Source organism: Terribium retamae, assembly GCF_022347545.1.
Classification (GTDB): Bacteria; Pseudomonadota; Alphaproteobacteria; order Rhizobiales; family Rhizobiaceae; genus Mesorhizobium; species Mesorhizobium retamae.
The window spans coordinates 1-12,285 of record NZ_JAKREW010000078.1 but is presented as its reverse complement, the minus strand read 5'-3'; the positions used below and the strand labels follow the sequence as shown (position 1 = coordinate 12,285).

General features: G+C 60.5%; 13 protein-coding genes and 1 tRNA gene. 5 read left to right on the top strand and 9 right to left on the bottom strand.

What is annotated here, in order from left to right; all coding sequences use genetic code 11:
• Positions 1–144: 144 nt before the first annotated feature.
• Positions 145–693: a BA14K family protein gene (locus tag L4923_RS29690; RefSeq protein WP_239370708.1), complete on the bottom strand. Its 549-nt coding sequence runs from the start codon at positions 691–693 to the stop codon at positions 145–147.
• A gap of 189 nt (positions 694–882) precedes the next feature.
• On the opposite strand from L4923_RS29690, the gene L4923_RS29685 reads away from it, so the two are divergent.
• Positions 883–1,992 (top strand): endonuclease/exonuclease/phosphatase family protein, encoded by a 1,110-nt coding sequence (locus L4923_RS29685; RefSeq protein WP_239370707.1) that lies wholly within the window; start codon positions 883–885, stop codon positions 1,990–1,992.
• A 2-nt stretch (positions 1,993–1,994) separates the two neighbouring features.
• Positions 1,995–2,708, top strand: coding sequence for a hypothetical protein (locus L4923_RS29680; protein ID WP_239370706.1), 714 nt, complete (start codon positions 1,995–1,997; stop codon positions 2,706–2,708).
• Between the two features lie 3 nt (positions 2,709–2,711).
• Here the strand turns inward: L4923_RS29680 and L4923_RS29675 are convergent, their stop codons facing one another.
• Genes L4923_RS29675 through L4923_RS29665 form a run of 3 tightly spaced genes read right to left on the bottom strand, consistent with a single transcriptional unit; the run spans position 2,712 to position 5,922 of the window.
• Positions 2,712–3,920 carry an ABC transporter permease gene (locus tag L4923_RS29675; protein ID WP_239370705.1) on the bottom strand — a complete coding sequence of 403 codons (1,209 nt, stop codon included), beginning with the start codon at positions 3,918–3,920 and terminating at the stop codon, positions 2,712–2,714.
• The gene (locus L4923_RS29670; protein WP_239370704.1) at positions 3,917–4,624 is read right to left on the bottom strand and encodes an ABC transporter ATP-binding protein; all 708 of its coding nucleotides are present in this window, start codon (positions 4,622–4,624) and stop codon (positions 3,917–3,919) included. Before L4923_RS29670 ends, L4923_RS29675 begins: the two co-directional genes overlap by 4 nt.
• A gap of 2 nt (positions 4,625–4,626) precedes the next feature.
• Positions 4,627–5,922 carry an efflux RND transporter periplasmic adaptor subunit gene (locus L4923_RS29665; protein WP_239370703.1) on the bottom strand — a complete coding sequence of 432 codons (1,296 nt, stop codon included), beginning with the start codon at positions 5,920–5,922 and terminating at the stop codon, positions 4,627–4,629.
• A gap of 113 nt (positions 5,923–6,035) precedes the next feature.
• On the opposite strand from L4923_RS29665, the gene L4923_RS29660 reads away from it, so the two are divergent.
• From L4923_RS29660 to L4923_RS29650, 3 genes are all read left to right on the top strand, one after another.
• Positions 6,036–6,944, top strand: a complete 909-nt coding sequence (locus L4923_RS29660; protein ID WP_239370702.1) for a PhzF family phenazine biosynthesis protein — start codon at positions 6,036–6,038, stop codon at positions 6,942–6,944.
• A gap of 140 nt (positions 6,945–7,084) precedes the next feature.
• Positions 7,085–7,160 (top strand) — tRNA-Lys (locus tag L4923_RS29655).
• Between the two features lie 423 nt (positions 7,161–7,583).
• Positions 7,584–8,330 carry a DUF5131 family protein gene (locus L4923_RS29650; RefSeq protein WP_239370701.1) on the top strand — a complete coding sequence of 249 codons (747 nt, stop codon included), beginning with the start codon at positions 7,584–7,586 and terminating at the stop codon, positions 8,328–8,330.
• Here L4923_RS29650 and L4923_RS29645 read toward each other — a convergent pair.
• The 5 genes from L4923_RS29645 to L4923_RS29625 all read right to left on the bottom strand — a co-directional run.
• Positions 8,327–9,151, bottom strand: a complete 825-nt coding sequence (locus L4923_RS29645; protein ID WP_239370700.1) for a three-Cys-motif partner protein TcmP — start codon at positions 9,149–9,151, stop codon at positions 8,327–8,329. The two genes, L4923_RS29650 and L4923_RS29645, sit on opposite strands and share 4 nt — an antisense overlap.
• 105 nt (positions 9,152–9,256) lie before the next feature.
• Positions 9,257–10,195: an SIR2 family protein gene (locus L4923_RS29640; RefSeq protein ID WP_239370699.1), complete on the bottom strand. Its 939-nt coding sequence runs from the start codon at positions 10,193–10,195 to the stop codon at positions 9,257–9,259.
• A gap of 58 nt (positions 10,196–10,253) precedes the next feature.
• A complete protein-coding gene (locus tag L4923_RS29635) occupies positions 10,254–11,153 on the bottom strand; it encodes a trypsin-like serine peptidase (protein ID WP_239370698.1) in 900 nt (299 codons plus the stop codon).
• A 511-nt stretch (positions 11,154–11,664) separates the two neighbouring features.
• A complete protein-coding gene (locus L4923_RS29630; RefSeq protein ID WP_239370697.1) occupies positions 11,665–11,946 on the bottom strand; it encodes a hypothetical protein in 282 nt (93 codons plus the stop codon).
• 155 nt (positions 11,947–12,101) lie between these two features.
• Positions 12,102–12,285, bottom strand: a 184-nt coding sequence (locus L4923_RS29625) for a nicotinate-nucleotide--dimethylbenzimidazole phosphoribosyltransferase (protein ID WP_239370696.1), incomplete at its 5' end; no start/stop codon positions are given.

Below are 12,285 nucleotides of genomic sequence, written 5' to 3'. Positions count from 1 at the left end.
GGGCGGGCGGGGTTTTTGCCCCCCCCGGCCCCCCCCCCCCCCCGCCCCCCCCCCCCCGCCGGGGGGGGGGGGGGGGGGGGGGCGCCCCCCCCGGGGGGGGGGGGGGGGCCCCCCCCGGCCTCAGCGCTTTAGCCTATCTCGGCTCTAGTAACGGTAAGGCGAAATGCACTGCCTGCGCGGGCCGTAATTGGGCTGGAAGGTGTTGTCCCAGGCCCGGTACGAGCGGTATCGCGAATAACACCATTGGACGTGACCGGAAGCACGCGGGGCGCGATAGACACGCGGCCGATAATAGTAGTTGTCGTTGTAGAGCAGCCCGGAACCGAGCAGGCCAAGGCCAAGATAGACGCCGGAATTGTCCCAGCCGCGCCGATAGTGGCGGCGATAGCGCCAGCCGTCGTCACGCCAGTGGCGGTGGCCGCGCCAATGACGGCCGCGCCAACCATCACCTCGCCAGCCGCCGTCGCGGCGCCAACCGCGGTCACCACGCCAACCGCGACGCCATTCGTCGACCCGCACCCCACCACCGCCGCCACCGCCGGCCCAGCTATCGCGAACCTTGAGGGTATCAGTGTTTATGGGAGCTGTCGGCGTCGCTGGCGCCGGCATCGGGACGGAGAAGGCCGGTGCTGAGAGACCGACCAGCAGGCCGAGCGTCACGAGCCCGGTGCGGAAGTTGATGAGCCGTTTCATAACACTCTCCAATGAACCTCAGGCCCCGCGCCCCTTGGATTCCGAGGGAGGGCGCGACAATGGGCTTCGGTCCATGAACGGGCAATGAACGGAAAGGTTTCATCAACTATTCCAAACCGCTTGTCGCGTGTCGTTATCGAACAGGATCAGCCCTTGTCTTTGGAATGGCTTACGGGCAAAGCTCGCCCCATGTCGCTGCGCCTCGCCACCTTCAATGTCGAAAACCTGATGAACAGGTTCGATTTCTCAGGTTACCGCAATCAGCTGAATGAAGATCGCACGCTGGCGCTCTTCGATATACGCAGCGAAGCCGAATACCGGCAGCTCGAACAGGCGCGGGTGATTGCCCATTCCGACGATACCCGGCAGCTCACGGCGCTGGCGATTGCCGCAACGCGCGCCGACATCATCTGCCTGCAGGAAGTGGACAATATCGAAGCGTTGAAAGCCTTCGAATACGGCTATCTGTTCAAGATGGTGGGCGAGGGGTACCGCCAGAAATACACCACCGACGGCAATGATTCGCGCGGCATCGACGTCGCCGTGATGATGCGCACTGAAACCGCGCATGGCCAGCCGATCGACTTCGTGCGCATGACCAGCCACGCCTATGTCACGTTCGAACAGTTCGGTCTGTTCACGCCGGAGCTTGCGGCACTCGGCTACGAAGCCAATGAACGTATCTTCCGGCGCGATTGCCTGGAAATCGATGTCACTGTCGGCGGTGTGCCGCTGACCCTTTATCTCGTGCATCTCAAGTCGATGGGGCCGCCGCGCAACGGGCTGGACGGCCGTGCCGCCACCATGCCGCTGCGCACAGCGGAAGCGCGTGCGGTGCGCCGCATCATCGAACAGCGCTTTGGGGCAGAACATGCCGCCGATAAGCGCTGGGCGATCTGCGGCGACATGAATGACTATCGTCATCGCATTCTCATCGGCGGTGATGCCTACGCCGGTTACAATTTTCAGCCGATGGCGGAGACGCAGTCCTGCCTGAACGTCTTTCTTTCGGATGGCTTTGCCGAGAACATCGTCGAGCGGCGTCCCGAAATGGATCGCTGGACGCTCTATCACACGCGCGGCCCGCAGGAGCGGCATCTGTGCCAGCTCGATTATATCCTGCTGTCGAAAGGACTGGCGGCGCGCAATGCGGCTATCCCCGACATCATCCGCAACGGCCAGCCCTGGCGCACGCCATTCCCGCCGGGCCAGGAGGTCGAGCGATTTCCGCGCATCGGCTGGGATCGGCCGAAGGCCTCCGACCATTGTCCGGTGGCGGTCACCTTGGATCTCGTCTGAGAATGGCGCCCTTCGAGATACCGCGCGGCATCATCCTGCCGGTGGCTTCGGTGGAGGTGCGGCTCGATCCCCAGCCGCACCCGTTCGAAATCGAGAACGTCGCTGTCATCGAGGAGAATTGGCAGCAGGAACACGCTGCCAATCCTTACCTCTATGATGGCACGTTGATGCTGCCGTCCGAGCTGAAGCTGAATGGCCAGAATGCGCTGATCGGGCGTTGCCACGCGGTGCGGTTTGCGACGATGCTCTATTGGCGCAAGAACAAGGGCAGTCCCGGTATCGAACATTGTTTTGCGCAGGCCGCGCTGGTGGCACGGGACGGTGCGCTGATTGCGGTGCGCATGGGGCCGCATACGGCCAATGCCGGCCGCGTCTATTTTGCCGCCGGCTCCTTCGAACCGGAAGATTTTGTCGACGGACGCGCCGATACTGTCGGCAACATGCACCGCGAGGTGATGGAGGAAACCGGGCTCGACCTGACCCACACGCCTCGCGAGGCGGGCTATCACCTGCATTCGATCAACGGCTCGACGATGCTGTTTCGTCGCTACTATCTCGATGAGGATGCCGAAACCGTGGCCGACCGGATCCGTGCCTTCGTGGCGTCGGAAGCCGAACCGGAAATCGAGGGTCCGGTGATCATCCGCTCGGCGGGCGAACTGCCGGAAGGAACGTTGAACCACCTCGCTGCCATCTCGCGGTGGCACTTCGCCTGAATTCTACTCGTGCCGCAGCGCCTCGATCGGGTCGAGCCGTGCGCCGCGCAGGGCAGGGAAGAAGCCGAACACCATGCCGATTAGTGCCGAGAAGCCAACGGCGAGCAGGATGACGGCAGGGCTTGGTGCGAATGGGATCGACATCGTCACGGCCGCCAATCCGGCCAATGACAGGCCAAGCAGGATGCCGATGATGCCGCCGAGCAGGGACAGCACCGTCGCCTCGACCAGGAATTGGATGAGGATGTGGCGCTCATGCGCGCCAATGGCGAGCCGGATACCGATCTCGCGCGTGCGTTCGGTGACCGATACCAGCATGATGTTCATGATGCCGATGCCGCCGACCAGCAGGCTCACGCCTGCTACAGCGCCCAGCATGCCGGTCATGGTCGCAGTGGCGCTCGCCATCGTGTCCGCGATCTGTGTCATGTCGCGGATGTCGAAGTCGTTCTCGCCGTCCGGCGGGACGCGCCGTGCATCGCGCAGGATGCCTTCGACGCGCGGCAGAAGTATCGAAGTCGGCGTCGCTTCGTCCGCTGCGACATAGATGTTGTCGACATTGCGGTTTCCGGCGATGCGCCGCTGGAAGGCGTGCAGAGGCATCAGCACGACATTGTCCTGGTCCTGGCCGAAACCGGTATAGCCCTTCGCCTCGAGCAGGCCGATCACCTGGCAGCTCATCTGGTTGACGCGGATTGCCTCGCCGACTGGATCGCCGGCGCCGAAGAATTGCTGGCGCACTGTTTCGCCGATCAGGCAGACGCCGGCACCCGAGCGGGTTTCGGACTCGGAAAAGACCCGGCCGGAAGCGAGCGTCCAGTCACGGGCCTCGAGGAAGGCGCTCTCGGTGCCGGTGACACCCGTGACCAGGCTTTCCGTGCCAAAGACGGCGCGTACCTGTTTCTGGGCAGCCGGTGCGATCGCGCGAGCTCCGGACAATTGTCTGGACAGCGCTTCAGCGTCTTTTTCTTCCAGCGGCCGGGCAACCGTGTCCGAGCTTCGTGGGCCATTGAAGCGGCCCGAGCGCACCACGAGCAGGTTCGATCCCAGCTTGGAGATATCGGCTTTGACCTTCTGTGTCGTGCCGGAGCCGATGGTCAGCATGGCGATGACGGCGGCGACGCCGATGACGATACCGAGCAAGGTGAGGAAAGAACGCAGTGCATTGCGGCGCACGGAGCGCAACGCAAGGCGGATGGTTTCCCAGATCATAGCGCTGCCTCCGCTGTCCTGGCATCGGAAGCGACATGGCCGTCGAGGAAGCGGACGGTCCTGCCGGCATAGGCGGCGATATCCGGCTCGTGGGTGACCATGACGATGGTCAGGCCGAGATCCTGGTTCAGTCGGGTAAGCAGGTCCATGATCTCGTGGCTGCGCGCCGTATCGAGATTGCCGGTCGGCTCGTCGGCCACCAGCAGGGTCGGGCGGCTGACTATGGCACGGGCGATCGCCACCCGCTGCTGTTGACCGCCGGAGAGCTCGGCCGGCGTGTGGTGCTCGCGCCCGATCAGGCCGACCTCGGCCAATGCCTGCATGGCAAGCTGGCGGCGTTCCGTGTGGGCCACGCCGCGATAGATCAGCGGCAGTTCCACATTCTCGACTGCCGTGGTGCGCGGCAGGAGATTATAGCCCTGGAACACGAAGCCGATATGCAAATTGCGCAAGGTGGCGCGGCGGCCACGGTCGAGCCTGCCGGCATCCACGCCCATGAAGCTGTAGGTGCCGGCGGTCGGCGTGTCGAGGCAGCCGACGATGTTCATCGCCGTGGACTTGCCGGAGCCGGAAGGGCCCATGATGGCCACGAATTGGCCACGGGGGATGGCAAGATCGACGCCGGCGAGGGCATTTACCCGAGCCTCGCCTTCGCCATAGGTCTTCCAGACCTTATCGAAGTTTATCAGGGGCGCGCCGGACATGGTCAGCTGCGCTGCTGGGCGGCGGTGATGACGAGATCGCCTTCGTCCAGTCCCGACAGAACTTCGGTCAGGTCGCCATTGGTCGATCCCACGGTAACGTCCACGGGGCGAGGTCGACCATCTTTCAGGATGTAGAGGCGGCGCGTGCCTTCCGGCCCGCGCGCCTGCTGGCGGTCGCGAACTCCGACATTGCCGCGATTCGGACGGCCGGTGAACATCGACAGCAGGCTGAATTCGCGGTTGCGGGCGTCCGAGGACGGACGGAAGCGGAAGGCGGACGAGGGGACAGTCAGCGCATCCTTGGCTTGCTTGGTCACCACCGAGACCGTGGCGGTCATGCCGGGCCGCAGCAGCAATTCGCCATTGTCCACCTCGAGGCGTGCCTTGTAAGTGACGACACCGTCGGTGGTGACAGAGGCGTACGCGATTTCGCGAATCTGCGCGTTGAACGGACGTTCGGGGAAGGCATCGACAGTGAAGCGGGCATTCTGGCCGGGCTGCACCGTGCCGATGTCGGCTTCGTCGATCGCGGCCTGCACTTCCATCTTCTTCAGGTCCGCGGCAATGACGAACAGCACGGGTGCCTGCAACGAAGAGGCAACCGTCTGGCCGGGATCGACCGAGCGGGTGAGCACGATGCCGTCGATCGGCGCATAGATGGTGCTCTTGGCGAGGTCTGTCTGTTGTGCCTTGAGATCGGCATTGGCGATCGCCAGGCTGGCTTCCGCGCTGTCCAGGGCGGCTTTGGCGCGATCGCGCGCGGCCTGCGCGGTGTCCAGCGCCTGCGGGGTGGCCATACCGCGTTTTGTCAATTCCGACGTGCGCGACAGGCTCTGTTCGCTTTCGCGCAGGGTAACCTGTGCCGTCTCGACTGCGGCGGCTGCCGCCTTGGCCGAAGCCTTCGCGCGTTCGATCTGCACTTCCAGCTTCAAGGTGTCGAGCGAAGCCAGGACGTCGCCCTTCTTGACCTGCTGGTTCTCTTCGACGGCGACCGAGCGAACGATACCGGAGAGCTCCGAGGAGATGTCGACCTGGGTGAGAGGCTGCAAAGTGCCAGTGGCTGAAACCTGGACAGTCAGATCGGCGCGTGCGGCGGGTTGGGTGGTGTAGTCGACGCGAACCGGTGCCCCGGCATACCAGCGCCAGCCGCCGAAGGCGGCAGCAATGACAAACACGGCGAGTACCGCGTAAAGCCACCCGCGCCGGCGCTGTCTTCCCGCGCCGGGTGCATCGAGATTGAGGGACGCCTTTATGGCGGAAGCCTCGTCCGCCTCTGGCCGCTTGACAGTCTGGTCCACGTCGGACCCCTATGCTGCTCGAATGTCCCTACTTGCGACACATCAGGTTTTGTGCGGGCAATAGCAAATTAATTTTCAGTCATGTTGGCAAACAGGCACACGGGAATTCGGCCATGGTGGCACGCAACTATCTGATTTATGACGTTTTTACGGCCGACAGGTTGACCGGCAATCCGCTGGCGGTGGTGCTGGATTGCGAGGGGCTGGATCTCGATGCCATGCAGCGCATCGCCCGCGAGTTCAACCTGTCCGAATCGGTCTTCGTGCTGCCACCGGAGAATCCGCGGCATCGTGCCCGCATTCGCATTTTTACGCCGGATTACGAGATGCCGTTCGCCGGCCATCCCACCGTCGGCAGCGCCGTCGCTCTGACCGAACTGCAGGAAGGCAATGACGATGCCATTTTCGTGCTGGAGGAGAATATCGGGCCCGTGCGTTGCGCGGTCAGCCGCAGTCGGGACACCACCTTTGCCGAATTCGACCTTGCGAAACTTCCGGAGCAGCTCAAGCTGACCGCCGAGCCTGAAGCGATCGGGGCGGCGCTGGGATTGGGGCCGCACGAGATCGGCTTCGAGAACCATAGGGTCGCCTTCTTCAGTGCGGGCGTACCCTATGTGACGATCCCGGTCGCGAATTTGGCGGCCGCAGCCAAGGCGCGGCTCAACAACGAAATGTGGGCGCAGCTCGCGCCGAAGAAGAGCGAATGGGCATTTGCCAGCCCTTACGTCTATTGCCGCGAGACTGTTCACAAGGAAAGCGCCTTCCATGTGCGGATGATCGTACCCGGCAACCCATCCTACGAAGATCCTGCGACGGGTTCGGCTGCGGCAGCCTTTGCCGGCGCGATCATGCATTTCGACCGGCCGGGCGACGGCATGACGCGCTGCTGGATCGAGCAGGGGCTCGAAATGGGGCGCCCGTCGCGAATCCGTCTCGAACTCGATGTCGAAGGTGGCAAGCTCGCCTCCGCCCGCATCGGCGGCCAGGCGGTGAAGGTAGCCGAGGGCAAGCTGTTCGTGTGAGGGAACAGCTCCAAACGCAGCGCAATCAGGTGCGCCGAAAAGAACCGTATCGATTTGTCGGGAAATGAAGCGAGGGGGCTGGACAGGAGGGGGAGCGGCGGCTATATGCCCGCCCAAGCTGGTTTTCGCCAGCCCCGCGTGGGTGATTAGCTCAGTTGGTAGAGCAGCTGACTCTTAATCAGCGGGTCGTAGGTTCGATCCCTACATCACCCACCATTTCAATTGTTTAGCCTATCCTGACCCAGCAGTTCGAGCCCATCAAGCCCTCTTTATGGAGATCGGCGACATCCGGTCGAACATTGTATTGCAGAGGATTGTGGAGCGTCTTGAGCGGGCTGACGTCGCCAGCGCCAGATGAGCGGGACCGGGTGCAACTCCCGAGCAGGTGAAGCCGCAGGCGCGGGAAGCGAGAGTCCTACTGTGTCGCCTGAAAATGCGGACGGATGGCTGAGAGGGTCCTGGCACGTATCCACCCTGGCTCCGGCCTTCAAGACACCGCCCATGGTTTCCCCGGCTTCATGGCTTCTGTCATGGGGTAGGGGAAGCTATAGTAGGAACCCTCCCTCTCGCAACCTTCAGAACCGGCTAACGGAAGCTTCATCACCTTGAATTAACCATCAACGTGAAGGAGATTCTCCAATGGCTGAGACCTCAATTGAATGGACTGACGCCACGTGGAACCCTGTTGCGGGTTGCACTATCCTGACCGCGGGCTGCACGAACTGTTACGCCATGCGCATGGCAGCTCGTTTGGAGGCGATGGGGGTAGAAAAATATGCTGGCCTCACCCGCAAGTCCGGCGGGCGCGCAAAGTGGACCGGCAAGATCACACTTGATCGCAACGCTCTATCGATACCGGCTTCGTGGTCGAAGCCGCGCCAGGTCTTCGTGAATTCGATGTCGGATCTATTCCATTTAGATGTCCCGCCAGAATTTATATCTGAAGTGTGGCAGGTGATGGCGGATACGCCGCGCCACACATACCAGATCCTGACGAAGCGGCCGGACCGGATGATCGAGATCGTACCCGATCTACCTAAGCTTTCGAACGTATGGCTCGGCACGAGCGTCGAAGATAGCCGCGTCCTTCATCGGATCGATGAACTTCGCAATGTACCGGCGGCCGTGCGCTTCATTTCCTTCGAGCCGCTGATCGGTTCAGTCGCGGGTGCCAGTTTGAAGGGTATTCACTGGGCAATCGTCGGTGGCGAGAGTGGTCCGCAGGCGCGCTCCATGGAGCCAATATGGGTTGATGAAATCGAGCGCATGTGCCGGGGCGCCGGAACCGCCTTCTTCTTCAAACAGTGGGGCGGTCGAAATAAGAAGGCCGCTGGACGCATGCTCAACGGACGCACCTACGACGAGATGCCAACAGCGTCTGTCTAAAACAAGCTACGTTGCCTGTTGAGGTTCGATGCGGTCGCCCAGAACTTGTGCGCCAATTCGTGACGGGCAGCGAGAAGCAGCCAGTATAGGGGTTGGTTCTTGCTGCCGGTGATCAGTTTGATCTCCGTAGAGGGCCAGACTCCAAGTTTGGCGACGATCGCGCGCCAGTAGTCAAAAACGTCGCGTCGGATGCTGGGTTGGGACTGAGCGAGGTTCACGGCGTCTCTCCACCCGGGTGCAAAAGCATCGAAGGCTGATTGCTCGCCAAAGATGTTCGTACCCAGATTGCGTTGCAGGTCCATCGCGCTGACATGCACCAGGATGTCCATGCGTTTGATGCGCGACAGCATTTCGATAATCTTGAAATCAAGCGCTTCAAGATTGTACGGATCGAGGAAAGCGAAGTTGAGGCCGTAGACGGGGGACTTCTGAATCGCCTTCAACGCAACATCGTTGGCCGTGCCCGCCAAGGCGATGACGGGCGCGCCTAGGCTCCTCAGGCGAGTAACAGAAGCACTTAGGCGTATCGGATCGGCATCTCCGACAATAATCCGTGTGAATGGAGATCCTACAGCTTGGCTTCGCTTCCAGGCTGCAACGGCGCCACCGTCGATCCACTCGCGACTTTCAGGGATGAATGATCTCCCAGGCCCGCAAAACAGATCGACATAGGCAGCACCACCTTTTTCGGGGCCGAGATATTTCTTTCGGGTCGCAGACGAGATTTCAATGTATCGGCACAAATAGGTGTGCTTCTCCTTGGCCCACATCCCAACTTCCTCGACCGGCAAGCCGTCGTCGCCGTCGACAAGCTTCCCCATTCAAGCCTCCCATAGTGCGTATCGATTTGTTCGTAGCCAAAATGAACACCGGAAACGTCCCGGTGATGACTGGGCACTTAGTGAAAACCGCCTACAATTTCCCCGTTACTTGTCCCAAGCTTCCGATTCATAGATGTGCTGATGTGATTTCAACTCGACCATTTGTATTCCGAGGCGCGTGAGGAAGGGTTCGCGATGACGATTTCGTGCGTCGTCAACGGTTACAAACCACGCTCTGCGCGCTCGCAAAGGAAATTGCTTGTGGAGGCGGGCACGTTCGAGGAACAACCAACGGAGAAAGGTCTCGTCCTTACCGAAGCCGAAACCAACCAGGGCAATGTCACATGTGAAAAGCGGATGCAGCCAAGTCTGAAAGCCGCGCCAGCTCTGTTTGTCTTGCTTGAAGTAACGCACCAGCGAGTTTTCGCCGTGGTAGATCCAACTGCGAGCACGTTGCACGGAACCCATGTAATCCCTAAGCCCGAGCCGGATACTGCGAGAGTAGCGCAACATCCCATGCGGGTGCCAAATGCCGAATGCCTCAGCGGGATTCTCCACATTCTCGGGTCCAAAAAAGGACTGCCAGGGGTAATAGGAGCTGAAGCCCACTTTTGGGGGCGCTAGTCCGCAAGTCAGTATAAATTTGGTTGAAGCACTTCGGGAAAGGTTTTCATCGAAATTGACCGTCATGATCGGTGATGCGTAACGTTGTGCCCATCCGATTAGACGGGAGTGGTGGGCACCGGGCATCCAATGTCTCATCAGATCGCAGAACAACTGCTTCAAATAAGTCGAGTCGGACGACTGTCTCGAAATATCGAGGATGTCGAAAAACTCTGTGTTCGACATTTCGAGGAGTTCGTCTTGCGAAAGGTCGATCTCCAGCCGTCTCGAGATTGTCGCGAGTAAATCTTCCCAGCTAGAATTTTGATTGGCAAAGCGATTGATGCCATTGCCTACGAGAAGAGCCACACCTGATTGGCGGCTCAAGATCGAGACTAGTGTGTTCATGTATTGGCCATTCTTCGCCATTGTTGCTGCCATTTAGGAACCTGCCATGCACCTTTTGGAAGTGGGACGCAGCGGTCCGGATGAGCACTTGCTAGATTGGACAACTTGGGGCGTAGAATCTCAGTGCGAAGCAGAGTTTCGCCTTTGTGAGCAGCGCATCATAGCTTCCAAATGGGAACTCATCGTCTTCTGCAGAATGAACGCCGAAGACGTACCCAGAAATGCGCGCCATTGACGGCGACCCACTCGAACCAGGATGGGTACGTTTTGATCCGTACACCAGGCCTTGGTAGCAGCCACTTACGGCCTCACCACTTTCCCACTGCCGTTCACCATTGTTGAGCAATGGCGTGTATCCGTGGCGCGTGAACAGGAAATTGTCTCCAACCCGACATGTTGGCTTGTAAAGGCCCAATCCAACTCGATGGACGCTGCGCGGCACTTGCGTCACTCGGATAAAGGCGACGTCATGGGCGAAGTCGCCGGAATAGTACCATCCGGCAAAGACCGTCACTTCTTCGGCAGTGAATCGGCCCAAGAAACTACCGTCGGCATACCCCGGTAAAAACTCAATACTGCTGTAGAAGTTTCCTCCATTGCCGGGGTGAACGCAGTGGCCTGCGGTAACGACGAGATCACCTGTCACGAGAGTCCCAGTGCATTGCCAAGGGTTGCCGGACGCATCCTTAAAGTAGACCTTGCCGATGCTCGTATCGGGAGGAGTTACGGGACTGCGTACGCCAGCTGGCTCTCCATTTGGCCGCCTGCTGTCAGTTGGAAGACGATCATCTGCAACTGAAAGAGGCGTCTTCTGGATGGAACTGCCTGTTCTGTACCAGGTGATCGCTTCCGGAGCTGCCGTGAATGATCCGGCTATTCGATCGTCAAATGGAATCTCGCGAAATGGTATTTCGCCGCTGTTTGACTGGGAAAACGCGTTCCCGGTCAACAAGATGCACCAAAGCGCTATAGCCAAGCAATCGAACTTCATTCCCCAAGCCCTCCCCAGAGCATCTAAAATCTAAGACAGTTTCCCCATTACTCACAAGCTTGAATGATGTTCCTGTTTAGTTCTGAACTTGCGTTCAAGGAATTGCTTCCCAATGTAACCTTCGAAGAGGACCTTCGGGCGCGGGCTGGGAGGGCAATTGACAATGAAACAGGGCGTAGTTGCGCGCATCGCAAACGCGGCAACGATCGCAGAACTAAGGCGCATTTGCCGGCGCTACTGCACCGCTGGATCCGGTAATCGTTGTGAGACGGAAAGCCGCAGAGATCTCTGCCGCGATGGCTCTTCTACACGGCGGGACTGGCTGGTTCAGGTTGATCACGAGGAAGGTCTGGTCCTAATTGCCCGGCGTCTTCCAGATACCCGCGGATGAGGCGTCAGATCGGGTCGCCAATCGAGGCAAAATGCCATCCGTCGAAACATCGATCCGGCTCGCTCTAGAGCCAAAGATGGAGAGTTCCGTTTCGCCGCCAGCGCTTCCTGCTGATTGCCACTATTTCCCACAATAATGGTCGTTGATGTCGTTGACCGCGTTGGCGTCGGGGCCGATGCGGTGATAGGCGCAACGCCCGGCAGCTGTCGTGAACATCTGGTTGTCGTAGTAGCGCGGGCCACCGAACAGCATTTCGACGATGTTGCGTCCGGCAGGCACGTAACGCTCCTCGTGATGGACGCGCTGCTTCTTGTGATGATGCTTCTTTTCGCCGGCGAAGGTCGGGGTGCCCAGGGCGATTGCCAGAAGCGCCGTCAGTGCGCAGGTCGCGAAGTGCTTCATCGCCAATCTCCATGCCGTTCGCTTGTGGCCAGAAAAGCTGCAGCCGCGGCGAAGGTTCCCCTCAGCCGCAGAGATTCTCCGAAAAGCCGTGAGTTGGCAATGCCGCTAGCCGAAGGCCTGCCGCAGCCGTTCGAAACGTTGGTCGCTGCCGGTAGCTATTTTTCCGAAACGCCGGCTTCCGCGAAACTTGCCATGCCCGCGTGGCAGGCGAGCGCTGAGCGCACCAGGTTGACGGCCAGGCAGGCGCCGGACCCTTCGCCGAGCCGCATGCCGAGGTCGAGCAGCGGCGTCAGGCCCAGCGCGTGCAGCAGGCCGCGATGGCCGGCTTCCGCCGAGACG

Coding starts and splice junctions, on each gene's coding strand:
- L4923_RS29660 (WP_239370702.1), top strand. CDS start 6,036: ATGGTGGCACGCAACTATCTGATTTATGACGTTTTTACGGCCGACAGG.
- L4923_RS29635 (WP_239370698.1), bottom strand. CDS start 11,153: ATGAAGTTCGATTGCTTGGCTATAGCGCTTTGGTGCATCTTGTTGACC.
- L4923_RS29690 (WP_239370708.1), bottom strand. CDS start 693: ATGAAACGGCTCATCAACTTCCGCACCGGGCTCGTGACGCTCGGCCTG.
- L4923_RS29650 (WP_239370701.1), top strand. CDS start 7,584: ATGGCTGAGACCTCAATTGAATGGACTGACGCCACGTGGAACCCTGTT.
- L4923_RS29630 (WP_239370697.1), bottom strand. CDS start 11,946: ATGAAGCACTTCGCGACCTGCGCACTGACGGCGCTTCTGGCAATCGCC.
- L4923_RS29640 (WP_239370699.1), bottom strand. CDS start 10,195: ATGGCAGCAACAATGGCGAAGAATGGCCAATACATGAACACACTAGTC.
- L4923_RS29670 (WP_239370704.1), bottom strand. CDS start 4,624: ATGTCCGGCGCGCCCCTGATAAACTTCGATAAGGTCTGGAAGACCTAT.
- L4923_RS29675 (WP_239370705.1), bottom strand. CDS start 3,920: ATGATCTGGGAAACCATCCGCCTTGCGTTGCGCTCCGTGCGCCGCAAT.
- L4923_RS29680 (WP_239370706.1), top strand. CDS start 1,995: ATGGCGCCCTTCGAGATACCGCGCGGCATCATCCTGCCGGTGGCTTCG.
- L4923_RS29685 (WP_239370707.1), top strand. CDS start 883: ATGTCGCTGCGCCTCGCCACCTTCAATGTCGAAAACCTGATGAACAGG.
- L4923_RS29645 (WP_239370700.1), bottom strand. CDS start 9,151: ATGGGGAAGCTTGTCGACGGCGACGACGGCTTGCCGGTCGAGGAAGTT.